Annotated in this window: 29 protein-coding genes and 2 pseudogenes; 28 read left to right on the forward strand and 3 right to left on the reverse strand. The window is 67.0% G+C overall.

Annotated elements, in window-relative coordinates:
* The first annotated feature begins 174 nt into the window (after window positions 1–174).
* The 12 genes from ACX1D1_RS16280 to ACX1D1_RS16335 all read left to right on the forward strand — a co-directional run bounded on the left by ACX1D1_RS16280 (window position 175) and on the right by ACX1D1_RS16335 (window position 11,348).
* The gene (locus tag ACX1D1_RS16280) at window positions 175–345 is read left to right on the forward strand and encodes a hypothetical protein (RefSeq protein ID WP_157633319.1); all 171 of its coding nucleotides are present in this window, start codon (window positions 175–177) and stop codon (window positions 343–345) included.
* On the forward strand, window positions 342–1,076 hold the full coding sequence (locus ACX1D1_RS16285) for a hypothetical protein (RefSeq protein WP_459056707.1): 735 nt from the start codon (window positions 342–344) through the stop codon (window positions 1,074–1,076). Before ACX1D1_RS16280 ends, ACX1D1_RS16285 begins: the two co-directional genes overlap by 4 nt.
* A complete protein-coding gene (locus ACX1D1_RS16290) occupies window positions 1,073–1,405 on the forward strand; it encodes a hypothetical protein (protein ID WP_459056708.1) in 333 nt (110 codons plus the stop codon). Before ACX1D1_RS16285 ends, ACX1D1_RS16290 begins: the two co-directional genes overlap by 4 nt.
* Window positions 1,406–1,407: 2 nt before the next feature.
* Window positions 1,408–2,178, forward strand: coding sequence for a hypothetical protein (locus ACX1D1_RS16295; RefSeq protein ID WP_459056709.1), 771 nt, complete (start codon window positions 1,408–1,410; stop codon window positions 2,176–2,178).
* Window positions 2,179–2,181: 3 nt separating this feature from the next.
* Entirely contained in the window at window positions 2,182–3,648 is a 1,467-nt protein-coding gene (locus tag ACX1D1_RS16300; protein WP_459056710.1) for a hypothetical protein, read from the forward strand.
* On the forward strand, window positions 3,629–5,134 hold the full coding sequence (locus ACX1D1_RS16305) for an SCO6880 family protein (RefSeq protein ID WP_459056711.1): 1,506 nt from the start codon (window positions 3,629–3,631) through the stop codon (window positions 5,132–5,134). Before ACX1D1_RS16300 ends, ACX1D1_RS16305 begins: the two co-directional genes overlap by 20 nt.
* Window positions 5,134–6,621: a putative type IV secretion/conjugal transfer ATPase gene (locus ACX1D1_RS16310; protein WP_459056712.1), complete on the forward strand. Its 1,488-nt coding sequence runs from the start codon at window positions 5,134–5,136 to the stop codon at window positions 6,619–6,621. Before ACX1D1_RS16305 ends, ACX1D1_RS16310 begins: the two co-directional genes overlap by 1 nt.
* Window positions 6,621–8,090 carry a M23 family metallopeptidase gene (locus tag ACX1D1_RS16315; protein ID WP_459056713.1) on the forward strand — a complete coding sequence of 490 codons (1,470 nt, stop codon included), beginning with the start codon at window positions 6,621–6,623 and terminating at the stop codon, window positions 8,088–8,090. Before ACX1D1_RS16310 ends, ACX1D1_RS16315 begins: the two co-directional genes overlap by 1 nt.
* Entirely contained in the window at window positions 8,087–8,629 is a 543-nt protein-coding gene (locus ACX1D1_RS16320; protein ID WP_459056714.1) for a hypothetical protein, read from the forward strand. The genes ACX1D1_RS16315 and ACX1D1_RS16320 overlap by 4 nt, the downstream gene beginning before the upstream one ends.
* Window positions 8,630–8,888: 259 nt before the next feature.
* Complete coding sequence (locus ACX1D1_RS16325; protein ID WP_459056715.1) at window positions 8,889–9,338, forward strand: hypothetical protein; 450 nt, start codon at window positions 8,889–8,891, stop codon at window positions 9,336–9,338.
* Window positions 9,335–10,771 carry a type IV secretory system conjugative DNA transfer family protein gene (locus ACX1D1_RS16330; RefSeq protein ID WP_459056716.1) on the forward strand — a complete coding sequence of 479 codons (1,437 nt, stop codon included), beginning with the start codon at window positions 9,335–9,337 and terminating at the stop codon, window positions 10,769–10,771. The genes ACX1D1_RS16325 and ACX1D1_RS16330 overlap by 4 nt, the downstream gene beginning before the upstream one ends.
* 16 nt (window positions 10,772–10,787) lie before the next feature.
* Window positions 10,788–11,348 carry a hypothetical protein gene (locus ACX1D1_RS16335; protein ID WP_459056717.1) on the forward strand — a complete coding sequence of 187 codons (561 nt, stop codon included), beginning with the start codon at window positions 10,788–10,790 and terminating at the stop codon, window positions 11,346–11,348.
* Here ACX1D1_RS16335 and ACX1D1_RS16340 read toward each other — a convergent pair.
* A complete protein-coding gene (locus ACX1D1_RS16340; RefSeq protein ID WP_459056718.1) occupies window positions 11,329–11,610 on the reverse strand; it encodes a hypothetical protein in 282 nt (93 codons plus the stop codon). The genes ACX1D1_RS16335 and ACX1D1_RS16340 overlap by 20 nt on opposite strands.
* A 110-nt stretch (window positions 11,611–11,720) precedes the next feature.
* Between ACX1D1_RS16340 and ACX1D1_RS16345 the strand changes: the two genes are divergently transcribed.
* The 7 genes from ACX1D1_RS16345 (at window position 11,721) to ACX1D1_RS16375 (ending at window position 17,024) form a co-directional block, all read left to right on the forward strand.
* On the forward strand, window positions 11,721–11,924 hold the full coding sequence (locus ACX1D1_RS16345; protein ID WP_459056719.1) for a substrate-binding domain-containing protein: 204 nt from the start codon (window positions 11,721–11,723) through the stop codon (window positions 11,922–11,924).
* A 298-nt stretch (window positions 11,925–12,222) separates the two neighbouring features.
* On the forward strand, window positions 12,223–12,519 hold the full coding sequence (locus ACX1D1_RS16350) for a putative quinol monooxygenase (protein ID WP_459056720.1): 297 nt from the start codon (window positions 12,223–12,225) through the stop codon (window positions 12,517–12,519).
* A 170-nt stretch (window positions 12,520–12,689) separates the two neighbouring features.
* Complete coding sequence (locus tag ACX1D1_RS16355; RefSeq protein WP_459056721.1) at window positions 12,690–13,808, forward strand: helix-turn-helix domain-containing protein; 1,119 nt, start codon at window positions 12,690–12,692, stop codon at window positions 13,806–13,808.
* 13 nt (window positions 13,809–13,821) lie between these two features.
* Entirely contained in the window at window positions 13,822–14,268 is a 447-nt protein-coding gene (locus ACX1D1_RS16360) for an RpiB/LacA/LacB family sugar-phosphate isomerase (protein WP_345582446.1), read from the forward strand.
* Window positions 14,265–15,116: a transketolase gene (locus tag ACX1D1_RS16365; protein WP_042540841.1), complete on the forward strand. Its 852-nt coding sequence runs from the start codon at window positions 14,265–14,267 to the stop codon at window positions 15,114–15,116. The genes ACX1D1_RS16360 and ACX1D1_RS16365 overlap by 4 nt, the downstream gene beginning before the upstream one ends.
* The gene (locus ACX1D1_RS16370; RefSeq protein ID WP_042540843.1) at window positions 15,106–16,044 is read left to right on the forward strand and encodes a transketolase family protein; all 939 of its coding nucleotides are present in this window, start codon (window positions 15,106–15,108) and stop codon (window positions 16,042–16,044) included. Before ACX1D1_RS16365 ends, ACX1D1_RS16370 begins: the two co-directional genes overlap by 11 nt.
* Before the next feature lie 46 nt (window positions 16,045–16,090).
* Window positions 16,091–17,024, forward strand: a protein-coding gene (locus tag ACX1D1_RS16375) for an IS5 family transposase (protein ID WP_459056722.1) whose coding sequence is annotated in 2 segments (ribosomal slippage) — window positions 16,091–16,468 and window positions 16,470–17,024 — 933 coding nt in all. Because the reading frame shifts where the segments join, the coding sequence is not laid out codon by codon here.
* A 48-nt stretch (window positions 17,025–17,072) separates the two neighbouring features.
* Here ACX1D1_RS16375 and ACX1D1_RS16380 read toward each other — a convergent pair.
* Entirely contained in the window at window positions 17,073–17,810 is a 738-nt protein-coding gene (locus tag ACX1D1_RS16380) for a GntR family transcriptional regulator (protein ID WP_459056723.1), read from the reverse strand.
* 157 nt (window positions 17,811–17,967) lie between these two features.
* Between ACX1D1_RS16380 and ACX1D1_RS16385 the strand changes: the two genes are divergently transcribed.
* From ACX1D1_RS16385 to ACX1D1_RS16410, 6 genes are all read left to right on the forward strand, one after another.
* Window positions 17,968–19,359: an IS1380 family transposase gene (locus tag ACX1D1_RS16385; RefSeq protein WP_459056724.1), complete on the forward strand. Its 1,392-nt coding sequence runs from the start codon at window positions 17,968–17,970 to the stop codon at window positions 19,357–19,359.
* Between the two features lie 273 nt (window positions 19,360–19,632).
* Window positions 19,633–20,511: a class II fructose-bisphosphate aldolase gene (locus ACX1D1_RS16390; RefSeq protein ID WP_459056725.1), complete on the forward strand. Its 879-nt coding sequence runs from the start codon at window positions 19,633–19,635 to the stop codon at window positions 20,509–20,511.
* A complete protein-coding gene (locus ACX1D1_RS16395) occupies window positions 20,460–21,281 on the forward strand; it encodes an HAD-IA family hydrolase (RefSeq protein WP_459056726.1) in 822 nt (273 codons plus the stop codon). Before ACX1D1_RS16390 ends, ACX1D1_RS16395 begins: the two co-directional genes overlap by 52 nt.
* 18 nt (window positions 21,282–21,299) lie before the next feature.
* On the forward strand, window positions 21,300–21,941 hold the full coding sequence (gene dhaL, locus ACX1D1_RS16400; RefSeq protein ID WP_459056727.1) for a dihydroxyacetone kinase subunit DhaL: 642 nt from the start codon (window positions 21,300–21,302) through the stop codon (window positions 21,939–21,941).
* Between the two features lie 50 nt (window positions 21,942–21,991).
* A complete protein-coding gene (dhaK, locus tag ACX1D1_RS16405) occupies window positions 21,992–22,987 on the forward strand; it encodes a dihydroxyacetone kinase subunit DhaK (protein ID WP_068751136.1) in 996 nt (331 codons plus the stop codon).
* 227 nt (window positions 22,988–23,214) lie between these two features.
* On the forward strand, window positions 23,215–23,634 hold the full coding sequence (locus tag ACX1D1_RS16410; RefSeq protein WP_042540859.1) for a GlcG/HbpS family heme-binding protein: 420 nt from the start codon (window positions 23,215–23,217) through the stop codon (window positions 23,632–23,634).
* A 106-nt stretch (window positions 23,635–23,740) separates the two neighbouring features.
* Here ACX1D1_RS16410 and ACX1D1_RS16415 read toward each other — a convergent pair.
* Window positions 23,741–23,818, reverse strand: a pseudogene (locus ACX1D1_RS16415) (DNA-binding response regulator); the annotation flags it as partial.
* Window positions 23,819–23,863: 45 nt separating this feature from the next.
* Between ACX1D1_RS16415 and ACX1D1_RS16420 the strand changes: the two are divergent.
* The 3 genes and pseudogenes from ACX1D1_RS16420 to ACX1D1_RS16430 all read left to right on the forward strand — a co-directional run.
* A pseudogene (locus tag ACX1D1_RS16420) lies at window positions 23,864–23,959 on the forward strand (hypothetical protein); the annotation flags it as partial.
* Window positions 23,960–24,009: 50 nt separating this feature from the next.
* Entirely contained in the window at window positions 24,010–25,005 is a 996-nt protein-coding gene (dhaK, locus tag ACX1D1_RS16425; protein WP_068751136.1) for a dihydroxyacetone kinase subunit DhaK, read from the forward strand.
* Window positions 25,006–25,232: 227 nt separating this feature from the next.
* A complete protein-coding gene (locus tag ACX1D1_RS16430; RefSeq protein WP_042540859.1) occupies window positions 25,233–25,652 on the forward strand; it encodes a GlcG/HbpS family heme-binding protein in 420 nt (139 codons plus the stop codon).
* Window positions 25,653–25,734 lie beyond the last annotated feature (82 nt).

Here is a 25,734-nt window from a genome sequence, read left to right on the forward strand (position 1 = left end):
CTGCCTGCACCTCCCACGGTCAAGCAGCCGCTGGTTAGCCGGCCTCCCCTCCTGCCCGGACGTAGGGGCTCCCTGTCTGCGTGGAGTCGCTGGAACTTCTTTACGCGCTGGCCGGGATTGGACCGGGTTCATAGGGGGCAGGACAGCACGAGGACAGCGAAAGGGGCCACGGAGATGTCGGATGAGGAGACGCAGCAGCTGATCGTTGCTGCGAAGGGCGAGGCGGAGGCCTGCGACCAGTTGGTGTTCTGGACCCAGCGCCTGCAGCACGCGCTGGATGCCCGCCGGCAGCTGCTGGACGTTCCCCCGGAGGAACTGAAGGCCGCCTTGGAGGCGCAGCGATGACCACCGCCACGTTCTCGCTGGCTGAGTTGCGCGCCGCCTACACCGCCCTCCACGCCGGAGCCTTCACCACCGACCCAATCCCCCAACCCGAAACGGCCGCCGCAGAAGTGGCGGAGCGGCCGGCTGTGGCTGCTGCGGTGGTGGGTGTGGTCGGGGTCTCGGGTGGGGTGGGGACCACGACCGTGGCGTTGGCGATCGCCGAGGCCCTCGGCGCCGGCCGCCTGGTCGAGCTCAGCGTGCCGCACACCTCGGGGTTGGCGGCCGCCTCGGGGGCTGAACTCGGCACCCAGGACGGCTGGAGTATCGGGTCGCGCGACGGGCTGCGGCTGGAGCGCCGCGCCGACCCCGACGCTGCGATCCTCACCGACACCGCCGCTGGGGTGATGGTTCTTGACCTCGGCGCTTGGGCAGAGCCTCAGCCGGCGGTGTCTGTGTTGGTGGTGGTGGCGGCGTGTTCGGTGCCGAGCGTGCGGCGTCTCAACGCCCGCCTCGACACCCTCGACGGTCTGCGGGTGGTGCCGGTGATCACCGGGGTCCCGGGTCGGGCACTGCCCAAACCGGTCGGTTCGGTGTGCGGGCCGAGGCTGCGCGCCGCGGCAGCGGCCGGCCGGCTGCTGCTGGTGCCGGAATGCGCGTCTCTGCGGGTCGGTGGGGTTACTGCCGATCCGCTTCCTCGTCGGCTGCAGTCCGCGGTCGACGTCATCAAGTCGTGTGTGGAGGAACTCTCATGATCATTCAGTTCGTAGCCGAGGCCGTGTCTGCGGGTGTGTTGGTGCCGGCGGAGGGGCGGGGGATGGTGTGCCCGGTGGCGCCGGCGGGGGCGCAGGTCCTGGTCGATGAGTTCCTGGGCTGGTTCTCGTGGGCGTTGGTGTGGGTGGCGTTCCCGGCGGGGATCCTGGCCGCGGTGGCGGCGGTGATCCTGGGCAAGGTGTTCTCGATGCCGCACGTGTCGAAGGGTGGCCTGATCGGGGTGTTCGTCGTCCTCGGCGCCGCACTGCTCTACCTCGTGATCCCGGGCATCTTGTCGGGGTTCCTCGGCGACGGCTGCGTCACCCGCTAGCCATGAGGCCCGATCGCGCGCACCTGACCCTGCTGGCCGCCGTCACGGCGGTGGCGTTGCTGCTGCTCTCCGGCCTGGGGTTCGCCGTCTACTTCGCCGTCGTCGACGACCCCACCACCCCCACGACGGCGAGAGTCGTCGACTCGCTACCTATCGGCGGCGCCTCGCTGCGCGATGAGATCGCGGCCGCACCGATGCTGCCGGTGGCGCCGGCGGATGCCACGGGCGGTACCCCTGCCCTCGGCCCGCTGCCGACGATCGACATCCCCCTGGTTGATCAGATCGGGGCGGAGGGGATCCCGACCGGGTACCCGCAGACGCCTGAGGGGGCGGTGGGGCAGTTGGGGGAGATCCTGGTCTCCGTCCTGAGCTCGATGGACCTGACTCATGCGCAGCGAGTGCAGCAGTCCTGGTTCGAGGACCCGACTGGCACGGCGGGCTCGTGGCCGGTGCTGGGGCTGATTCAGTCGTTCCTGACCGCCGGCAAGATGCCGGACGGTTTGCAGCCGGGGGCCTCGCTGACCGTGATCCCCTCGGCGGGCCAGGTGAAAGGCTCTGACGGCGACGGCTGGCATGTGGGGTGTGTGTTGGTGGAGATCACCTACACGTTCCGCGACCAGGCCCGCCTGGCCTATGGGCACTGCGAACGCATGACCTGGGTCGACGGCCGGTGGCTGATCGCGGAGGGGGCGCATCCGGTGCCGGGGCCATCGACGTGGCCGGGCACCGAACTCGCCGTCAAAGTGGGCTGGCTGACCTGGCGGGACGCCTGAGCCATGTGGGAGCAGATCGGGGAGTTGTTCGGTGATCTGGCCGCGGCCGGGGGTCAGATTGTGGTGGACGCGTGGGTGGCGATCTGCATGGCGGTGTGGGGCGCCGGGTTGTGGGTGATGCGCGCGATCCTGCAGCTCGGGGACTGGTTCCTCACCCCCAACCTCAACCCCGACGGGTCGTCGGCGCTGTGGTCGGTCTACGGCCTCACCCTCTGGCTCGGCCTCTCGCTGGCGCTGATGCTGCTGATCGTGCAGCTGGTCGGCACCGTGCTCCGCCGAGACGCCCTCTCCCTTGGCGGCGCCCTCTTCGGCGCGGTGAAGTTCCTGCTGGTGTGCACCCTCTGGTACACCTACGGCGCCGCCCTGGTCACAGCTGTGGAGGGCCTCAACACGGCGCTACGGATCCAGCTGCTGGGCACGGCCGATCTGGCCGACTGGGAGCCCACGGGTCTGGACTTCACCGAAGGCGTGATGACCGGCACCACCGCCACCGTGCTCATGCTGCTCGGGTTGGTGTTGTGGCTGGCCGCCTTCGCGCATCTGGTGGTGATGCTGGGCCGGGCGGTTTCCCTGATCGTGATCGCCGCCACCGCCCCCATCGCCGCAGCCGGACTGATGTACAAGCCCTTCGAAGCCTGGTTCTGGAAGGCGTTTCGCTGGTTCCACGCCGCCGCCATCGCACCGCTGCTGATGACCCTGATGCTCGGGTTGGGGGTGCAGCTCGCCACCGGCGTCTCCCTCGGGATGGAGGACTCCGCCCAGGAGGCCGTCGCCCTCGCGCTGCCGAGCGTGGTGATGATCGCCGTCGCCGCACTCTCCCCGGTGGCCCTGTTCCGGCTGCTGGCCTTCGTCGATCCGGGCACCACCAGCGGCGCCTCGTTCCGCGCCGGCCTCGCCGGCACCACCGGCGCCTCCTCAGCCGCCGGCCACGCCCACACCGCTGTGACCCGCAGCGGCGGCAGTGGTGGCGGTGGTGGTGGTGGGGCGGGGGAGTCGGCCACGGCGAGCCGTGCCGCCGCGGCGCAGAGCTCCAGCCTCAGCCCGGCCGCAGCCGGGGCCGGCGGCGGCGGAGCCGGGGGAGCCGCGGGGGGCTCCGCTGGTGCTTCTGGGGGTGCTGCAGCCGGCGCGGGTGCTTCTGCCGGTGGGGGAGCGGCCGCTGGTGCTGCTGGTGTGGGTGCGGTGGCGGGGCCGGTGGGTGTGGTGGCGGCGGGGGTGATCCTCGGCGCGAAGAAGCTCGTCGACGGGTTCCAGCAGGTCGGCGCCCGCGCCACCGGGCTGGTCAACGACACCACCTCCGGCATGGGGGCCGGCGACCCGTCCTACCCGTACGACCCGGCCGGCGACATCCGCCGCGCTCCTCATCCGGCGCAGGTCGCCACCACGACGACATCAACCCAGCCGCAGCGTGCGGCCCAGCCTCCTGTGGCTGTGAGAGAAGCGGAGGACCACAATGGCGGCCAGAACCTTTGACGCGTTCACCACCCCGAAGGCCGGCGTGATCTGGGGGCTGAGCGTCCCCCAGCTGCTGTTCCTGTCGGTGGCGACGTTCCCGGCGTGGATGGCGATCAGCTCACAGCGCTGGCTGGCCGGGATCATGTGGGTGCCGGTGTGGCTGCTGCTGCTGTTCCTCACTGTCGTCCCCCTCGGCGGCCGCCCCGCAGTCGGCTGGTTCGCCGCCGCCGCCGCGTTCGCGGTCGCCGGCCTCAGCGGGTGGTTGACCTTCCGGTCGAAGGCCGCCACCGGAACCCTCCGCGACCTGGACGAGCTGGACATGCCCGGCTCCCTGACCGGCGTCGAAGTGTTGGACGGCCCACCCATCGGTTTGACCCAAAGGCGGGTCGCGGTGATCAAACACGCTGCTGCCAGGACGTGGGCGATCACGGCACGGATCGAGCATGACGGGATCGCGATGGCCACCGACGCCCTGTGCAACCGGTACGCCGACGGCCTGACCGATCTGCTGGACACCGCCGCCCGGGGCGAGTTGATCTCAGAGATCCACCTGATGGTGCGCACCACCCCGGATGACTGCACCGAGCGGGAACTGTGGCTACGCGCCAACATCACCCCCGACGCGCCCGTCACGAGCGTGGCCACACAGATCGAGCACCTGCGCTGGTCCCAGGCCGGGGTCCGCACCGAAGCCTTCATCACCCTCGTCATCCCTGAGGCCCGCCTCAGCAAGGAAGCCAGACACATGGGCGGCGCCACCGACGGCCGGATGAACACCCTCCTCTCCCTGGCTGCCGAGATCGGAGCAGTAGTCACCGGCCCCATCGGCGCACGCAACGTCGAATGGCTCACCTCCCCAGAGTTGGCGCAGGTCGTCCGGCTGGGGTTCGCCCCCGGCGACCGCGCCGGCCTTGTCGCCGCCGCCCACGACGCAGCCAACGATCTGCAGGTGTGCGCGGGGGTGCCGTGGGCGTTGGCGGGCCCCGCGCAGGCGTACGCCGCCGTGCGGCACTATGCGCATGATGCGTGGGCGACGGTCACTGCGACGGTGAAGCTGCCCGAGCGTGGCGCAACGATGGGCGGCTGGGGACACGTCCTGGCCCCGTCCGAGGCGGTGGAGCGGCGCAGTGTGGCGATCGTGTTCCCGATCGAGAAGCAGTCGGCCGCGGATCGGAAGGCGGCGCAGCAGGAGTTCGGCCAGAGCCTCGGCCAGGGGTTGAAGGACCGGCTCGGGGTCCGCACCGGCGCCAAGGACCACCGCCGGCAGGCGAAACTGGACCGGGTCGAGGTGCAGCTCGCGATGGGCGCCACCATGAGCCACCCCTACGCCCTCTGCTCCACGACGATTCCCGCGACGTCCCCGGTGGCGGAGTTCGGCCGCCGGCTGGATGCGGCGATCCGCCGCGGCGGCATGGCACCGCAGCGCCTCGACATGTCCCAGGACCTGGCCTTCGTCACCGCCACCCTCCCGCTGGGGGTCAGCCTCACCACCAGGCACCAGTGATGGCCCGCAGCATCAACCGCCTGCTGGCGGACTTCGGCCACACCCTGCCCACCAAACCCTCACCAGAGCAGCCAAAGCTTCCCCGTGAGTTCACTTCCGCCCCGCCCTGGCGCGGCAAACCCGCGAGGGGGGCGGGGTGGGTGGCGTCTCGGCCTGCGGTGAAGCGGTACCAGATGACCTCCGACCAGGCCGGCGTGTTCTGGCCCTTCCTCACCGCCAGCCCATTGCCGCCGACCGGGGCCCCGATGGGCACCGACATGAGCAACGGAGCCACCTTCTACGTCGACCCCCACGGCTGGGTCCTCAACGACTCGATACCGGTCACCAATCCGAACATCTTCGTGTTCGGGAAACCCGGCCGCGGGAAATCCGCATGGGTCAAAGCGTTCCTCAACCGGATGTTCGCCTTCGGGTACCAGGCCCTGATCCTCGGCGACCCGAAGGACGAGTACGAGCTGATGTGCCGCCACTTCGGCGTCGAACCCTTCGCCATCGGCCCCGGCATGCCCACCCGCCTCAACCCCCTCGACCCCGGACCACTCGCCACAAACTGGGGCCAACTGAACCGCGATGAGCAGGAGCGGCGTTCGGCGGTCATCTTCGGACGCTGGCTCGTCCTCCTCCGGTCGTTGATCGGCTCCCAAAGCATCGGCGACAGGAAAGTCGCGGTGGGACCGACGGAGGAACAGGTCCTCAAAGCCGTCCTCGTTGAACTCACCCACACCACCAATTCGGACAGCCGAGCGTTGCGGCCGATCGTGATCCCGCAAGTGTGGCAACAACTCCACTCACCCAGCGACCACCTCATCAGCGAGCTGCGCTACCCGGACCGGCACACGTTCCTCGACGACACCCGACTGCTCCGCGATGCGGTGGCGCAGCTGATCTCGGGTGTGTTCGCAGGCATCTTCGATGCTCCCACCACCGTGGCCATCGACTGGAACGCGCCGATCCAATCCCTGTCCCTCTCGAGGCTGATGCCATTGGGTGACGACGCCGTCGGGATGGCGTTGATGTGTCTCAACTCCTGGGGCACCGCCATGCGCCACGTGAGCGGCCGGCGCAGGATCAACGTCCGCGACGAAGTCTGGCGACAACTCCGCCTCGGAACCGGCGCCGTCTCCTCCTTCGACGCGGACCTGCGGCTGTCGAGGTCTCATGGGGATATTGAGATCGCCAACGCCCACAAACCCTCGGACTACCTGGGTGCGGGGCATGCCGGGTCGCAGGCGCAGCAGATCGCCAAAGACCTCCTCCACCTCGGCGACATCAAGGTCCTCTTCGGCCAGGACGCCGAAGTCGCCGACGACCTGGAACAGCTCCTCGACCTCGGCCCGATCGCCCGCGACATCGTCACCGGCTGGGCCATGGGAGGCAAAGGCCGAGCCCTCATCGCCGTAGGGCCCCGCCTCCACAAAGTCGCACTCACCCTCCACCCCGACCTCGAACAACCCCTGACCGACACCAACCAGAAACTGCAGACCTGATGTGGAAGGCACTGGCCGCGATCGGGGCGGCGCTGACGGTGCCGCTGGCACCGATCCTCGTGTTCGCCGGCGCCCTGACCGGACCTCAGGTCCAGACCCAGACCATCAGCGCCACGTGCGCAGGATGGGCCGGCGACACCCCGGTCGGCATCGAGTTGGATGCGGGGCAGATGAACCGCGCCGCCCTCATCTACGCGGCGGCACTCGACACCGGCGCAGGCCCCGCCGGCGCGGTAGTCGGGATCGCCACCGCCATGCAGGAATCAGTCCTCGGCGCCCACCCCGCCGCCGCCACCCCCAACCAGGATGGCGACGTCGGACTCTTTCAGCAACGCTCCCTGGTCGGCTGGTACGCCGACGGCACCACCCAAACCGAGAACCTCACGATCCTGGCCGACGACACCTACCAGGCCCGCACCTTCTACCTCGGCCACACCACCCTCACCGGTTGGCACATCCCCGGCCTCACAGACATCGACGGCTGGCAGCACATGTCTGTCGCCCAGGCGGCGCAGAAGGTGCAGGTGTCGGCCTACCCCGACGCCTACGCCAAACACGAAGGCCTCGCCCGCACCCTCGTCGCCCTCTTCGCGGGGCAACCCGCCGGCCTCGCCAACTGCGGCCCGATGGACCCCAACTTGGACTGCGCTCCCACGGGGATGGCCTCGGAGCGGGGGCAGACCCCTGACGCGCTGCGCGTGATGCGCTGCATCCACGCGAAGTGGCCGCAGATCCGATCGCTGCTTGGCGTCCGCCCTGGAGACCCGAAAGATCACGGTTCGGGCCGGGCCGTCGACGTGATGATCCCCAACTACTTCTCCCCAGCCGGAATCGCCCTGGGTACGGAGATCGCGGAATGGGCCCGCACCAACGCCACCGCGCTCGGCGTCACATATGTTATCTGGCGCGAACACCTCTGGTCCGTCGCCCGCGCCGATGAGGGCTGGCGACGCTGCGGCCAGGCCGCGTCCTGCTACACCGGCCCCGACCCATCGGCCGCGCATCTGGACCACGTCCACATCTCCGTCCACGGCACCCAAGGAACCGGCACCACCACCACCGCAGCCGCCGGTGGCTCGGTGGTGTTGCCCGTCGACCAGTACCGCCTCACCTCCCGCTTCGGGGACACCGGATCCCGGTGGAAGAAGACGCACACCGGCCTCGACTTCGCCGCCCCCACCGGCACCCCCATCCGCGCCGTGATCGACGGCACCATCACCCGCACCGAGTCTGCCTGTGCCTACGGCAACCTCACCACCCTCACCACCGCCGATGGCACCGTCATCTACTACGCCCACCAATCCACCACCAACGTCCGCGTCGGCCAGACGGTGACCGCCGGGACCGTGATCGGAAGGGTCGGCGCCACCGGGAACGTCACCGGCCCCCACCTCCACCTGGAGGTCCGCGTCGGCGGTATCCCGACCGATCCTGACCGATGGTTCCGCACTCGAGGAGTCACCCCGTGACCTCACACCCCGCCGACCGTCTCCTCACCGCAGTGCTCGCCGCGCTGCTGCTCGCCGGCTGCAGCGACACGCCGATGCAGGCACCCACCCCACACACGACCACGCCCGCTGCCCACCCGGTCACCTCACCGGCATCGGTGGGGGAGAGCGACCCAGCCGAGGGCTGGGTCGGCGACGACGAACTCGACACCACCCCGTCGACGGTGGATGCGCATCCCGACGAGCCGCCCGAGGATGTCCAGGTCGTGGCGGCGGTCTCCGCGGCCACCGCGTTCGTCGTCGGCTGGTTGACCGTCGACCAGGAGCGGCGGCGTGAGCGCCTCGAGGGTGTGGCGGCGGAGGCGCTGATCGCCAGCTTCGACGACCCCCGCTTCACCCCCGCCGCCCGCACCCAGCACGGCCCAGCCCATGTGATCGACGTCGATCCGATGCAGATCACCACCCGCCACCGCCTCGACACCGGCGACGTCGTCGACGTCACCCTCATCCTCGACCCCGACAGCACACACGGCTGGATCGCCATCACCATCACCACCTGACAAACCCACCCAACCGAGCAGCGGGCGGCGCGCCTGGACGGCAGCCGATGGTAGGTATCCGGGCCTTGCCCCAGCCCGGTAGCGTCCAGAATCACACCCAAAGCGGTGTCGACTCCCTCGACACCATCCAGCCGGAAGCCTCCAGCGACCCCCCATCGCCGGAGGCTTCCGTGCACCCCGGACCAGAGACCAGTCCTGCCCAGCGCTGATGTCTGAAGGCTCACGCTGTGGACTCGTCTTGTCCGGGTTCGTAAGGGGCATGACTGATTCGCAGCACGACGACGGCTACGCCTGGACCTGGGAACCCCCCGTCGGCGCCCTCACCACCATCGCCCTCCTCGGGGTGGTGGCCGTCCAGGCCGGCCGCAGCCTCACCCTCGCCGCAGCCGGAGCCGGCTGGCACTGGCCACCGTCGGCCGCCCTGATCACCAGCAGCTGGGGCATCCTCACCGGCAACCTCCACGCCGGCCTCACCACCCACGGCACCACCGCCGTCGGCATGGCCCGGGTGGCATGGGCGATCGCCGGCGCGCTGTTCATCGCCGGCCTGACCGCCGCCATCGTCCTTGCGCTGCGCGTCACGGCAGGCCGCCGCTTCAAGGGCATGGCCACCACCGGGCAGGCCGAACAGCTCCTCGGGCTCGGCCGGCTCCGCGCCACCCGGGCCGTGATCCGCCCCGACCTGTACCGAAAGAGTCACCGGCGATGAGCAGGTTTGAGCCGACCGAGGTTGGGTGGCGGATCGGCACCAGCAAGGTCCCGGTGGGGGTGCAGCTGTGGCAACCGTGGGACCGCACCGCCGGCGTCATCGGACCCCAAGGCTCCGGCAAGACCCTCGACATCCTCACCCCCGCCCTCCTCCAAGCCCCCGGCGCCGCCCTTGTCACCCTCACCAAACCCGACGACCTGCTGCTGACCCTCGCCGCTCGCCAAGCGAAGGGCCCTGTTGCGGTGCTCGACCCGTTCGGTGCCGCGCCAGGGCTGCCGGAGCTGATCTGGGACCCGATCGACGGCTGCGTCGACGCCACCGTGGCCGAGAAGCGCGCCAAAGCGTTCTGCGCCGGCACCCTCGGCAGCGGGGGAGACGGGGCCGATTCCGCCGCCCGCTTCTACGCCGCCGAAGCCGCCAAAGTCATCCAGTGCTACCTCCACGCCGCGGCGTTGGCCGGCTACACGTTGAACGACGTCCTGGAATGGTCCGCCAACCCCCGCACCGCCACCCTGCCCTCGGAGATTCTCCGGTCGCATCCGATGGCGGAACCGAACTGGTCCGGCCTCCTCGCCGGCGCGGTCAGCAACACCGATGAGCGCACCGCCGGCAACACCAAATCCACCGTCGACCAGGCCCTGGCGCTCTTCGCGACGAAGGATCGCCGGGAACGCTGCGTCCCTAGCGACGACCGGCCGGCCGTCGACATCGCCGACCTCATCCGCCAAGGCGGCACCATCTACCTGCTCGGCCGCGAAGACCCCTACGTCTCCGCCTCCCCACTCATGACCGCCGTCGCCGAGCACGTCCTCGACACCGCCCTCCAGCTCGCCCACGAGAGTGGGTTCGGCAGGCTGTGTCCACCGATGCTGGCCTGCCTCGACGAACTCCCCTCCACCGCACCCCTACCGACACTGGCCACCCGGATGGCCAATGAGCGGGCGCTGGGCATCTCATTCATCTGGGCCTCCCAGACCTGGGCCCAGCTCACCCGCATCTTCGGGGAACAGCAAGCCCGCGCGATCAAGGACCTCACCAACAGCCTGATCATCTTCGGCGGCTCCAAAGACGCCGGCTTCAACCGAGAGATCAGCGACCTCCTCGGCACCCGCCGCATCACCCGCCGCAACCACCAACACGGCGGACACGGCTCGATCTCCACCCACGGCGAAGACACCCCCGTCATCCGCCCCGAACAACTCCGCGAACTCCCCACCCGCACCGCCCTCGTCGTCGCCGAGAACGGCAAACCCATCCTCGCCACCCTCCACCGCGCCATCGACGGCAAACCCGGCAAACACCTCCTGACGCAGCAGCGCCAAGCCCGCCGCCTCCTCACCACACCCGAGAGTGGGGCTCCCCACCCGATGACGGTGAGGGAGAGGACCGCGCTGGCTCACTCCTACTCACGCCAACTCGGCCTCACCGACTAGACAAGGGACCCGCCCGATGACGAACCTTCTGGAGCCGTTCCCCGAACCCTCGGAGCGCATGCTTGCTGCCCTGGTCGACCTCGCGATACTCGCCCGCGGGGGAGACGCCGCCGAGGCCATCATGGCCACCGGCGAGATCCTGCCCAGGATCTGGGACATCACTTCGATCGCCGACCCCGACCTGCGGCAGGACACCTGGCAGTGGCTCGACGCCTTCGTGATCTGGCTCAACACCCAACACGCCTGGTACTCCGCCGACCACACACCCGCCTGCTGGCCGCAACACCCAGGCCTGATCCGCGAACTCTCCACCCTCGCCGCGATGCGCTACCAAGCCGGCGAAGCCACCAGCCCCATGCCGCTCGAGGAATGGCACCGCTACGCACTGCCCGGCTACCTCGACCGCACCCGCGATCAACGCCGCGCCTGCGACGAGAAACACCAACCCTGGCCCGGCCGCGCCGCCCACGCACGTCACACCAACGACGACGCAGCGGCCCGACGCCTTCGCGTCTTCAGCCGCGATGTTGACAGCACTACTGTCGTGCAGCAGACGGTCACCCTGCAGGCTCTATAGGTGCGAGACCAGACTGGGGGAGCGAAGCCGGTTGCTCGACGTTGGAGATCCTGTCACCGTTCACCCAGCCCACTAGGAGTTCACCGTCCTCAACCCGCGCCACAAGCCCTTCCCACTGACCAGCGGTCTTGCGACGGTCAACCACCAGAGCGGCCACGGTGCTATCGAGCCACACATGACGCACCCTCAGCTCGTCGAGTCTCCTCGGCGTCCGCCCCAGGCGATCGCTGAGAGACCCGAAATCGGATCGCTTCATGGTCATGGAGCGGACGCTACGGTGCATCGCTGACAAACATCGCCGCCGAGCCTGGCGGGTGGTCCCCGCTGAACTCGAGGGCAGACATCCAGGCGCGATGCGTCCTGTCGATCGAGTTGTCCCCCATCTCTGCGCTTGTCGATGCGGCGCTCCCCGACCTAGAACTGGCCGACCTGCTGCGGAAACCCTTGACCGTCGTGGCGCAGGCCCCAGCAAAGATCGGCCAAGCTGCGGCCGAGTGCTTGTTCGCACGCATCAACGGTCTGGAGGGCGGCCCGGCTCAAACGATCTACCTCCCCACCCACCTAATCATCCGCTAGGTAGGCTCCTATCCCGATGGTGGCCTGGCTGGCTCTCAATCTGTCTGATCCGCATCGTGGTCGAGAACGCCGGTGCCGACGTCGTCGCACTCCTCCTTCATGACAGCGTTGCCGAAACAGATCGTTGATCCGAACGCGGAGTTCGCCGGCGGCAGGCCAATCGTTCACGGAGTGCAGCAGAACTGGGTGCGAATAGACTGGTTTCGCTCGTCGGTGTACAGTACAGGACAAGGTTCCCGACGGCGGCGTACTGCCGACCGGGTGCCATGCCGCCGCAAAGTCAAGAAGTCCGTTCAAGGTGACCAAAGCTCTCCTCGTGCGTCTCGAAGCCCTGCCGGGCAAGGAGACCGAACTCGCAGACTTCCTCACCGGGGCGCGGTCGATCGTGATGGAAGAGCCAGGCACTGTCGCCTGGTTCGCGATCCGGTTTGGCCCCTCTACCTTTGGCGTGTTCGACGTGTTCCCCGACGACGAGGCCAGAGACGCCCACCTCGCCGGAGGTGTCGGCCAGGCGCTCGGACCCAACACCGGCGTGCTCTTCTCCGAACCGCAGATCGAGAAGATCGACCTTCTCGCCGACAAGCTCCCGGCGTAGCCGCCACCGCAACCGTGAGATCTCTCTGCCCATCCATTTCAGCTGACGAGAACAGCAAACATTTGGCGGAACCAACACGACCGTAAGCCACTGTTCTCGGCGACCGGATTCCGAATGCAGCGAGTCTCGAACCGATGCGGCGCACGGCGCACAGTCCTAGACTGAGCGCCGTGTCGACCCGTGAAGACACACCGACCCCTCGCGAGAGCGCGGTCCTCGCCGCGGTCGAGCGGCGACTGAGCAACCCCGAGATCGCCGCGGAGTTGTTCATCTCGGTGCGCACCGTCGAGAGCCATATCGCGAGCCTGAAACGCAAGCTGGGCGCCGGGAGCCGGTCCGACCTGATGGCGGCGGCCGGGCGAGCCGAAGCGGCGCCGATGCGCCTCTCGGGCTCGCACCCGTCGCCCGGTGAGGTGGAGCTCGCGGCCGAGGTCTGCGCGCGTCTCGACGGGCTGCCGCTCGCGATCGAACTCGCGGCGGCCGTCGCCCGCCACCTGTCGCTCGCCTCGCGCCTCGAGCGCGACTTCGCGACCCTCGATCGCGAGGTACCCGAGGGCCGGCACCGCACCCTCGAGACGGCGTTCGAGTGGACCTGGGACCTCCTCACCGACGAGGAGCGCGAGGTGCTCTGCCGGCTCGGCGCGCTGCCGCGCACGTTCGACGTCGACCTCGCTGCTGCAGTGACGCATCCGGGTGCCGAAGGGGTCGTGCTGCGCCTGCTCGACCACTCGTTGATCGTGCCCGCGGGCGGACACCCGAGGCGGTTCCGCCTGCTCGCCGTCACGCGCGAGTTCGTGCGCTCGCGCACCGAGCCGGAGGTCATCCATGAGGTGCTGCGACAGCACGCCGAGTTCCTCGACGAGAGCGTGCTCGTGTTCGTCGCGACGGCCCGCACCGACAGCAGCCTCGAGGCCATGCACAGGTCGGAGACACTGTGCCCAGAGGTCAACGCCGCCCTGCGCTGGGCGCTCGCGGCGCGGCATCCGGCTGCGGTCTCGCTCGCGAACTCGCTCTCGATCGGCGTCGAGCAGTTCGGATCGGACGCCGACAGCATCCGCACGCTCGCGATGGCGGCGTCGGTCGTCGTACACGACGATCGCCTCGAGGTCGTCGCCGACGTCGAGGGCCGCGGCGAGGTGCAACGCGTCGAGCGATCGCATCGACGGCGGAGTGGGGTGGGCATCTCTGGCCATGCTGTCTCCCAGTTCGATGGGCGGACCATCCAGTCCGATCTTGCATCTTACGTCGATTCGGTCTATCCTCAGATATACAGGCCTATACAGGTATAGACAGGAGACATGCGTGTTGATTGGAATTGGCTGCGACCCGAACGCAACAACCCTCAAGGATGCCGTCGCTGATTACCTTCGCGAGCTCGGCCACGAGGTTCGCGATTTCGGCTCCGACGACCCCCTATATCCGAAGACGGCCATTGCGGTGGCGGAAAGCGTCGCGGCGAAGGAGGTCGAGCGTGGTGTCGTGATGTGCGGCACCGGCATCGGCGTCTCCATCTCGGCGAATAAGGTTCCCGGCGCATACTGCGCCCTGCTCACGGATGCGTACCAGGCCGAGCGTGCACAGCTAAGCAACGACGCCAACATGGTCGCTTTCGGAGCTCAGGTCACCGGCGTCGAGTCGGTCAAGCGACTCGTTCGGGAGTACCTGTCGGTGTCGTACGTGGAGAACGAGCGGAGTGCGCCGAAGCTCGCCGCTCTGTACGACTACGAAACCGAGAACACTCGCGTATGAATGCCATCCCGCTGCAGATCGAGGCGGAGCTCGCACGCCTCAACGTCCTGCGGATGGTGCGGGCAGGCGGTTCTGGCCACCTCGGCGGGGCGCTCTCGTGCATCGACATCGTGACCGCCTTGTATTTCGCGACCATGCGCGTCAACCCGCAAGCCGCGAAGGACCCGAATCGCGACCGGTTCCTGCTGTCCGCGGGCCACAAAGCAATGGCGCAGTACGCAGTTCTCGGGCGTCGCGGTTACTTCGAGGAGGCGCTGTTCGACACGTACGGCTCTGTCGGCAGCAAACTCGGCGGTCACCCCGACCTTCACAAGCTTCCGGGCATCGAAGCGAATACGGGTGCCCTGGGTCACGGGCTGTCGATTGCTGCAGGGATGGCACTGGGCCTCCGTGCCGCGAGCAACGGAGGACGGGTTTTCACCATCCTTGGGGACGGTGAGCTCCCCGAGGGGGCGAACTGGGAAGGGGCGTCGATTGCTGCGCACCACCGACTCGACAACCTCGTCGCTTTCGTCGATGTCAACGATCTGCAGATTTCCGGGCCGACCGCTGAAGTCATGAACATGGAGCCGATTGCCGACAAGTTCGCGGCGTTCGGGTGGAATACCGTCACCATCGACGGGAACGATATCGATGCCGTCCTCGACGCTGTCAGCGTTGCGGATGGCGAAAAGGGCCGGCCGACCGTTGTCGTTGCTCGCACGACGAAGGCGAAGGGCATCAGCTTCCTGGAGGGAACCCTTGCCTCGCACTACTGGAAGCCGACGGTCGAGGAGCTCGACCGAGCCGAACGTGAAGTGCACGCCCGCATCGACAACCTGCGCGAATGGAACGACCATGGCTGCTGAGACGCTTACTCTTATCGATCCGCGAAAGACCTTCGGGCAAGCAGTGACCGACCTCGCTGCGGACGATGACCGTGTCGTCGTCCTCTCCGCCGACAGCGGGCTGTCGTCGGGGTTCGGCTCATTCCGCGAGCGCTTCCCCGACCGCTACTATGAGTTCGGCATTCAGGAGCACGGAACGACGGGCGTCGCCGCAGGTCTCGCGTCGACCGGCAAGATCCCCGTCTTCGCGGCCATCGCAGCGTTTGTCACCAACCGGAACTACGAAGCATTCCGCAATGACATCGCGTACATGGGTCAGAACGTCAAGATCGTCGGTCGCAACGGAGGGATCACTTACTCCGACCTCGGGCCCACACACTACTCCCTCGAAGACTATGCAATCATCCGCATGCTTCCCGGTGTCGTCGTCCTCTCACCCCAGGACCCCGGAGAGATCCGGGAGGCAGCGAAGGCGATGATTGAGCACGACGGGCCCGTGTACATGCGCATCGGGGGCCCATCGATCCCCGATCTGTTCCCACAGGCACCGTTCACCATCGGGGAAGGGCGGATGATTCGGGAAGGGTCTCGCGCAACGGTCGTCACGACGGGGACCATCACCCCGGAGGTCGTGGTCGCGGTGCAACGGCTCGCGGACGACGGCATCGATGTGGACCTCATCGGGATGCCAACTGTCGAACCTGTTGACGCGGCGCTTATCCGCGCGTCCGCTCATCGCACCGGACGCGTCATCACCGTCGAGGAGCACTACACCCGCGGCGGTCTCTCCGCGGCCGTTGGCGAGGCTCTGGCATCCTCGGGAATTCCCGTGCACGCCATCGGGTTGCCGCATGAGCACATCGTCACCGGTACGTACTCAGGACTGCTTGCTCGATACGCGCTTGACGCCGCGGGACTGGACGAGCGCATTCGGCTGCTCGTCCGCTAGGGCGTGTCTCCCATATGGCTCATGATTGATGCGCGATTCTTGACGGGTGACTTCTGTTTTGGACTCCCGCACTCGCCGATTGACGGACGAGCAGTGGGTGTTGATCGCCCCGTTGCTGCCGTCAAACACCGGTCGGCGTGGTCACCCGTTCGGTGATGATCGCCGCGTCGTGGACGGGATCATCTACCGGTTTCGGACCTCGACGCCCTGGCGTGATGTGCCTCGGGATGAGTTCGGCCCCTGGCAGACGGTGTGGAAGCGCCACCGTCGCTATGCCGGCGATGGCACCTGGGACCGGGTGCTGCAGACGTTGCTGTCTCAGGCGGACGAAGCCGGATTGATCGACTGGGACGTCTCGGTCGACGCAAGGATCGCGCGTGCGCACCAGCACGCGACCAACACCACGCGCCCTGAGCAGGACACAGGGGGCGTTCTCGAATTACAAACCTCTGCCGCTTGAGGAGATCGAACCGGCCGGCCATGGCATCGGCCACTCCCGCGGCGGACTGACAACGAAAGTCCACCATGCCGTCGACGGCAACGGGATGCCGTTGGCGATCGTGGTCACCGGCGGGCAGCGCAACGACGGCGCGATGCTCGAGCAGGTTCTCGATGACATCCGCGTACCAAGGATCGCTGGCGGCAGGCCTCGCACCCGACCGAACGCGGTTCTGGCGGATAAGGCCTATGGCAGTGGGGTGAACCGGCGCTTGCTCCGCGCCCGCGGAATCCGAGCCGTGATCCCGGAGAAGAGCGACCAGATCGCCGCCCGAAAACGCAAGGGACGCAAGGGCGGCCGACCACCCGCGTTCGACGCAGGTGCCTACAAAGACCGCAACGTCGTCGAGCGGTCCTTCGCGCTCATCAAGCAATGGCGCGGAATCGCGACTCGCTACGACAAGCTCGCCATCACCTACCGAGCCGGCGCCGTCCTCCACGCCTGCCTCACCTGGGCCGCGCTATTGGGAGACATGCCCTAGCCAGGCGGACCCGCTGTGGTGGACCCCGAGTCATCCACCACGGCGGGTTCACTCACGCTTGTAATCGAACTTCAGCCGCACCGTATCGCCGCGGAAGACGATGGTCGAGTACTCAAAGGCCGTCCCTGCCGGGTTCGTGATGACATCCGTCAACAGCAGTGCCGGGTCGCCCTTGCGCAGCTCCAGCAGCTTGGCGTCGGTTCCTTCGACGGCGATGACTTCCAGATCTTCGGAGACGCTCTTCATCGACAGATTGAATTTGTCTTCGAGAACCACGCACAGCTGCTCGTTGACGACATCCAGCTGATCCAGTCCCGGTGCGAGGCTCGCTGGCACGAAGGAGCGGTGGACGCTCAGAGGCTTCCCGTCTACCGTCCGCAGTCGTATGATGGCGATGACCTCGGCGCCCGCCGGCAGATTCAGGTGCTCACGCACTCTCGTCGGCGCGGGAACGCGCTCCGTAGAAATCAACGTCGTCGCGATGTCGTACCCGAGCACTTCGAGCTGCTCACGGATTCCTTTGTATGCAGGAGAGACCGCGTTGATCTTTTGCGGGGCGACGAACGTGCCCTTGCCGGCAACGCGGATGAGCAGACCATCACCCGCCAGTTTGTTGAGCACACCACGAATCGTCATGCGGCTCAGGCTGTACTCCCGGTTCAGCTCGTTCTCCGACGGGATGCGCTGCTCGGGTGCCCACTCACCACTGGCGATCTTCGCGTGAAAGATGTCCTCGAGCTGCTGATAGATCGGTGTCGCTGAGTCGCGCTCAATCACGTCCGTCATCTTTATGCCTCCAAAACTTTCCACATGATCTTACCTAGCCTCGATCGTTCATGGCGGAGTGAGCGACGCGTGCTGCAGATAGGCCGGAGTGCCTTCTGACTACGGGATACTTGGACATGCGACTGTTCAAAACCCTGAAGTGGAAGGCACTCCGTAGGTGAAGCGTACTTCGTGGTCCACCGGTATGTCCGTGACCGGCGATGGCGGCGCGGTGATCGCCCACGCCGGCAGCATCGGGCTGAGGATGCTGGCCGAGAACACCGGCCTGACCGGAGCCCTGTCGACGGCGATGGCCCGGCGTTCGTTCATCCCCTCGGTGCATGACTGTGGCCAGGTACTGACCGATGTCGCGGTGCTACTCGCCGACGGCGGCGAGGCGATCTCCGACATCGACGTCCTGCGCCACCAGAGGCAGATCTTGGGGCCGGTCGCGTCTGCTCCGACGGTGTGGCGGGCGTTGGATGAGGTCACCGACGCCAGGCGGAGGAAGATCTCCACGGCCCGGGCCCGGGTCCGGCGCCACGTGTGGTCCCAGCTGACAGCCACTGGCGGGGTTCTGGCTTCGAAGGTCGCCGGGACCGATCTCGGAGAGACGATCGTGTTGGATGTCGATGCCACGATCGTGGTGACGCACTCGGAGAAGGAGTTGGCGTCGCCGACGTTTAAGAGGACGTTCGGGTATCACCCGATCGGTGTGTGGTGCGACAACACCGGGGAGTTCCTCGCCGCCGCGCTGCGGACGGGTCGGGCGGGGTCGAACACCGCCGCCGATCACATTGAGGTCCTGGGTGAGGCGATCACTCAGGTCCCGATGCCGTATCGCCGGAACCTGTTGATCCGCTGCGACGGTGCCGGCGCCTCTCACCAGTTGCTGGACTGGCTCCATGCGCAAGGCCAAGTCAGAGGCCGCAGCCTGGACTACAGCGTGGGGTTCACCATCGGGGAGAACGTGCGCCACGCCATCACCGAACTGCCCGTCGGGTCCTGGTCTCCGGCGCTGAAGGCCGATGCTCAGGTCCGAGAGGGCGGGGAAGTCGCTGAGATCACGAGACTGCTCAATCTCGATGGCTGGCCGACAGGGATGAGGGTGATCCTGCGCCGGGAACGCCCGCATCCGGGGGCTCAACTGTCGCTGTTCGAAGCCCACGACGGGTGGCGCTATCAAGCGTTCGCCACCAACACCACCAGCGGCACCCTGCAGTTCCTCGAGGCCCGGCATCGGGCCCATGTCCGGGTCGAGGACCGGATCCGACACGCGAAAGACTCCGGCCTGGGCAGGTTCCCGTCCCGTGAGTTCGGCATCAACCAGACCTGGCTGCAGTTGACGATGATCGCCGCCGATCTGGTCGCCTGGCTCAAGATGCTGGCCCTCGACGGTGACCTCGCGAAAGCCGAACCAAAGGCACTCAGGTATCGGCTGCTGCATGTCCCGGCCCGACTCGTCTATGGCGCTCGCCGGCGACGGTTGCGTCTACCCAAGACCTGGCCCTGGGTCGAGCAACTCGTGGCCGCGTTCGCCCGGATCGCCGCGATCCCACCACCTGCCTGACCCCACCAGCCCATCACTACCCGAGGAAACCTGGAGAACCGCAGCCCGGCAGCGTCAGCCGGCCAACAATCACGCCCTCACTTGGCCCCGTGTTCAGATCGGGCCCCGACAGCCCGGCTGGCAGCTCTCAAGCCGCCTCATGAAAGACGGAGGCTAGTCCGTCTTGTATAGAGTTGTATAGCCATGTACTCTGGACCAAAAGGACCGGAACGAAAGATGTTCCGGCCCGAGCTCGCTGAGGCAGAGCCTGACACAAGGAAGTGAGATCGGACTATGGCCGTATCAACTCGTCGTCTCACGACGGGAGCGCGGAAGCACGGATACGCGGTTCCCGCCGTGAACGTCTTCGACGAGATCAGCATGCGCGCGGTCATCGCCGCAGCCGAGGAGAAGGACTCGCCTCTGATTGTCCAGATCTCGACAAAGACTGTTCGCACCTCGGGGACCGCTTTCATCACGAGCCTTTTCCAGGCGCTCACGCGGCACACATCCGTGCCGGTCGCGCTCCACTTGGATCACTGCCCGGACCGTTCTGTCCTCTCTGACGTCATTGCCGCCGGGTGGTCATCGGTTCTCTTCGATGCTTCTGACCGTGATCTTGCTGACGCAGAGCGTGAGACGACGGAAGTCGTCAAGGAGGCTCACGCAGCGGGCGTCGACGTCGAATCCGAGATCGAGAACATCCTCGGGGTCGAAGACGGAGTCGGCAGCGACGAAGCCCACCACGCGTATACCGTCGACCAGCTCGCAGCCATCGCGGAGCGCACCGGCGCTGACCTGCTCGCCCCGCAGTTGGGCACGAGCCACGGCCTGTTCACGTCCAAGCCGACCCTTCTCCCTGAGCGCGCCCGCGAACTCGCGCACCTCACGGACAAGGGAATTGTTCTTCACGGGGGAACCGGCCTTGAGCCGGCCGACTTCCGCGCCTTCATCAACAATGGCGTCTCCAAGATCAACATCTCCACAGCCGTCAAGCACGCGTACATGCAGGCATCGGCGGAGCATCTCGATTGGGCGCGCGCCAACAACCATTGGGATCCGCCGAAGTTGATGACTGCCATCGGTGATGCTGTCACCAGCGTCATCGGTGACCACATCGAATGGTTCGGCTCCGATGGCACGGCAGCCAAGGCGAAGGCCGTCAAGCCGTGACTCGCGCCCTGATCTTCGACTGCGACGGAGTGCTCGCAGACACCGAGCGCGATGGTCACCTGCCCGCCTTCAACGACACCTTCGCGCATTTCAACCTTCCCGTGCACTGGTCCGAGGAGGACTATGCCGAGAAGGTACGAATCGGCGGCGGCAAGGAGCGTCTCGCCTCGCTTCTCACCAGCGACTTCATTGCGTCGGCGAACCTGCCCACCGACGAAGCTGCACAGATCGACCTCGTCAAGCAGTGGCACCGCTTCAAGACCGACCGCTATACAGCGAAGGTTCGAGCCGGCGAGATGCCGGGACGGCCCGGAATCGCCCGAATCGTCGCTGCTGCACACGACGCAGGATGGCTGCTCGCTGTCGCATCCACGTCCGCCGAAGAATCGGTGCGCGCCGTGCTGGAACATGCGGTCGGTGCAGAGTCCGCCTCCTGGTTCCGTATCTACGCGGGAGACGTGGTCCCGGCGAAGAAGCCGGCACCGGACATCTACCTGCTCGCTCTGCGGGACCTCGGTGTCGACGCGGCGGACGCTGTGGTCATCGAAGACAGCCAGAACGGGCTACGGGCCGCCGCCGCGGCCGGCATCACCACGGTCGTGACGGTGTCCAGTTACACCGCCGACGAGGACTTCACCGAGGCGGCACTGGTCGTTGACAGCCTGGGCGACCAGCCGCAGACGCCAGCACACTTCCTTTCCAACCCGCGCGGCGTCGAGGAGACCGGCCAGGTCACCCTCGACACCCTCACTGCCCTCACCACCCGATAACCGAACCCGAGGAACATCATGAGCAGCACCTTCAGCCAGGCGGGCGCCGCCCGCGTCGAGAGCGTCATCAAGCTCATCGCACAGACGTGCGTCGACAACGAGAAGTACTTCAGCGACCTGGACGCCGTCGCCGGCGACGGCGACTTCGGATACTCGCTCGCTCGCGGATTCGAGAACGTCATCGCCGAATGGGACGAGTACGACCGGTCGGATCTCAGCACCTTCATCCAGAAGGTCGCGACAACGATGTCCGGCCGCATCGGTGGCACGTCCGGCCCGATCTGGGGCACCGCGTTCCTTCGCGCCGCTATCTCCGTGAAAGACAAGAACGACATCACCCAGGCCGATGTGGTCGCGATGCTCCGCTCAGCCATCGAGGGCATCATGAAGCGCGGCGGCGCATCCCTCGGAGACAAGACGCTGCTCGACGCTCTGGTCCCGCTCACCGACGCCATCGAGGCGGACCTCGATAAGGGTCTGGACGGCAAGGCCGTCGCTCAGCACGCAGCCGAGGTCGCACGCACCGCCGCCGAAGAGACCGCGAAGCTCGAGGCACACCGCGGCCGAGCGTCCTACACCGGTGAGCGCAGCATCGGCTCCCCCGACCCAGGCGCCATCGCGATGGCAGTGCTCGCCGAGCGCGTCGCCGAGGCCTGGTAACGACTTACCCTCCCTCCATTACCCATCCGACACAAAGAAGTGAGGACACAATGAAGAAGTTCATCAACGACCCGAAGGCGTTCGTCCCGGAGATGCTGAAGGGCCTGGCCCTGGCGAACCCCGACACGCTCACGTACGACCCGAAGTACAACCTCATCGTCCGCGCCGATGCGCCCAACAACGACAAGGTCTCTATCATCCAGGGCTCCGGCTCCGGCCACGAGCCCGCACACGTGATGATTGTCGGCAAGGGCATGCTGGACGCCGCCTGCCCCGGTGACGTGTTCGCCGCCCCGCCCACCGATTTCGTCGTCGAGGCCGCACGCCGCGTCAAGAGCGACAAGGGTGTGCTGCTGCTGGTGAACAACTACACCGGCGACAAGATGGCATTCGAAATGGCAGAAGAACTCGCTGCCGCAGAGGGCATCAAGGTGCGCACCCTCTTCATCGACGACGACGTCGCGGTGAAGGACTCGCTGTACACCATCGGTCGCCGCGGCGTCGCCGGCAACTTCTTCGTCATCAAGGCCGTCGGCGCTGCCGCTGAGGCCGGCAAGGACCTCGACGAGATCGTCCGGATCGGCGAGAAGGTCAACGCCGTCACCCGCACCATGGGCGTGGCGCTCACCGCCTGCACCCCGCCCGCCAAGGGCGAGCCGCTGTTCGAGATCGGCGACGACGAGATCGAAGTCGGCATCGGTATCCACGGTGAGCCCGGCCGTGCACGTCAGAAGTGGGTCCCGGCGAACGAGATCGTCGACCTGCTTCTGGAGCCCATCGTGAGCGACATCCCCTACAGCAGCGGCGATGACGTCGCGCTGATGGTGAACGGTCTCGGTGGCACCCCCATCAGCGAGCTGTACCTTCTGTACGGCATCGCACACGAGAAGCTCGCGGCCCAGGGAATCACCCCAACCCGTAGCTATGTCGGCGAGTACTGCACCTCGCTGGACATGGCGGGCGCGTCCATCACGCTTGTCAAGCTTGACGACGAGATTCGCGAACTTCTCGAGGCTCCCGCGGAGATCCCGATCCGCACCTTCTGAGGAGCCCCCCGCTGTTCGGCGTAGGTCACGCTGCGCCGCACAGTCCCGTACCGAGCGCGCCCGGGTAGACCGCGATTGACCTTCCACCTTCTACCCGGGCGCCGCCCCCTCGCACCACCATCTGTGAACTGTCAGGCCTTCATCGGGGCCGGCCGAGGCCACCCCAGTCGTCGCTCACGCGACGCCTAACACCCGCAACAACTGACCTTCAATGAAGAGGAGACACCATGTCGAACCCCAAGATCCAGGACACCATCACCCTTGAGGACGCTCGCCGCGTCATCGATGCCGCCATCGCGCGCGCTGAGGAGATCGGACAGCCCCAGGACATCGCCGTCGTGGACGCCGGAGGCAACCTCAAGGCACACGTGCGGATGGATACTGCGAACATCGGCAGCATCCACATCGCCATCAACAAGGCGTACACGTCCATCGCTTTCCAGACCCAGACCAAGGACCTCACCGAGGCAACGCGCCCGACGGGCGACCTGTACGGACTCAACGACGCTCACGGTGGCCGTATCGTCGTGTTCCCCGGGGGCATTCCGCTGGTCCGCGACGGCGTCATCGTCGGAGCCATCGGAGTGTCCACCGGTAGCATCGAGGAAGACCAGACTGTGGCTGAGGCCGGAGCCGCCGCACTCTGACTTCGGACCGCACGAGCTGGCGCCGATCCCTGTTGAGCGGTGTCCGATCTCACGAGAACCTCAACTCCACCCAGCCGTCAGCACAAGACGGCCAGCAACGCAGCCGTCACGCCAGCCGGTAGCCCATCCCGCGGACCGTCTCGAAGCGGTCCTTGCCCAGCTTGCCCCGCAGGTATCGGACGTAGGCGCCGCCGCCGAAGAGACCGCGAAGCTCGAGGCACACCGCGGCCGAGCGTCCTACGCAGGTGAGCGCAGCATTGGCTCCCCTGACCCCGGCGCCATCGCGATAGCGGTGCTCAGCGAGCGCGTCGCCGAGGCCTGGTAACGACTTACCCTCCCTCCATTACCCATCCGACACAAAGAAGTGAGGACACAATGAAGAAGTTCATCAACGACCCGAAGGCGTTCGTCCCGGAGATGCTGAAGGGCCTGGCCCTGGCGAACCCCGACACGCTCACGTACGACCCGAAGTACAACCTCATCGTCCGCGCCGATGCGCCCAACAACGACAAGGTCTCTATCATCCAGGGCTCCGGCTCCGGCCACGAGCCCGCACACGTGATGATTGTCGGCAAGGGCATGCTGGACGCCGCCTGCCCCGGTGACGTGTTCGCCGCCCCGCCCACCGATTTCGTCGTCGAGGCCGCACGCCGCGTCAAGAGCGACAAGGGTGTGCTGCTGCTGGTGAACAACTACACCGGCGACAAGATGGCATTCGAAATGGCAGAAGAACTCGCTGCCGCAGAGGGCATCAAGGTGCGCACCCTCTTCATCGACGACGACGTCGCGGTGAAGGACTCGCTGTACACCATCGGTCGCCGCGGCGTCGCCGGCAACTTCTTCGTCATCAAGGCCGTCGGCGCTGCCGCTGAGGCCGGCAAGGACCTCGACGAGATCGTCCGGATCGGCGAGAAGGTCAACGCCGTCACCCGCACCATGGGCGTGGCGCTCACCGCCTGCACCCCGCCCGCCAAGGGCGAGCCGCTGTTCGAGATCGGCGACGACGAGATCGAAGTCGGCATCGGTATCCACGGTGAGCCCGGCCGTGCACGTCAGAAGTGGGTCCCGGCGAACGAGATCGTCGACCTGCTTCTGGAGCCCATCGTGAGCGACATCCCCTACAGCAGCGGCGATGACGTCGCGCTGATGGTGAACGGTCTCGGTGGCACCCCCATCAGCGAGCTGTACCTTCTGTACGGCATCGCACACGAGAAGCTCGCGGCCCAGGGAATCACCCCAACCCGTAGCTATGTCGGCGAGTACTGCACCTCGCTGGACATGGCGGGCGCGTCCATCACGCTTGTCAAGCTTGACGACGAGATTCGCGAACTTCTCGAGGCTCCCGCGGAGATCCCGATCCGCACCTTCTGAGGAGCCCCCCGCTGTTCGGCGTAGGTCACGCTGCGCCGCACAGTCCCGTACCGAGCGCGCCCGGGTAGACCGCGATTGACCTTCCACCTTCTACCCGGGCGCCGCCCCCTCGCACCACCATCTGTGAACTGTCAGGCCTTCATCGGGGCCGGCCGAGGCCACCCCAGTCGTCGCTCACGCGACGCCTAACACCCGCAACAACTGACCTTCAATGAAGAGGAGACACCATGTCGAACCCCAAGATCCAGGACACCATCACCCTTGAGGACGCTCGCCGCGTCATCGATGCCGCCATCGCGCGCGCTGAGGAGATCGGACAGCCCCAGGACATCGCCGTCGTGGACGCCGGAGGCAACCTCAAGGCACACGTGCGGATGGATACTGCGAACATCGGCAGCATCCACATCGCCATCAACAAGGCGTACACGTCCATCGCTTTCCAGACCCAGACCAAGGACCTCACCGAGGCAACGCGCCCGACGGGCGACCTGTACGGACTCAACGACGCTCACGGTGGCCGTATCGTCGTGTTCCCCGGGGGCATTCCGCTGGTCCGCGACGGCGTCATCGTCGGAGCCATCGGAGTGTCCACCGGTAGCATCGAGGAAGACCAGACTGTGGCTGAGGCCGGAGCCGCCGCACTCTGACTTCGGACCGCACGAGCTGGCGCCGATCCCTGTTGAGCGGTGTCCGATCTCACGAGAACCTCAACTCCACCCAGCCGTCAGC

The sequence above is a fragment of the Tessaracoccus luoxuelianae genome (genome assembly GCF_054483915.1).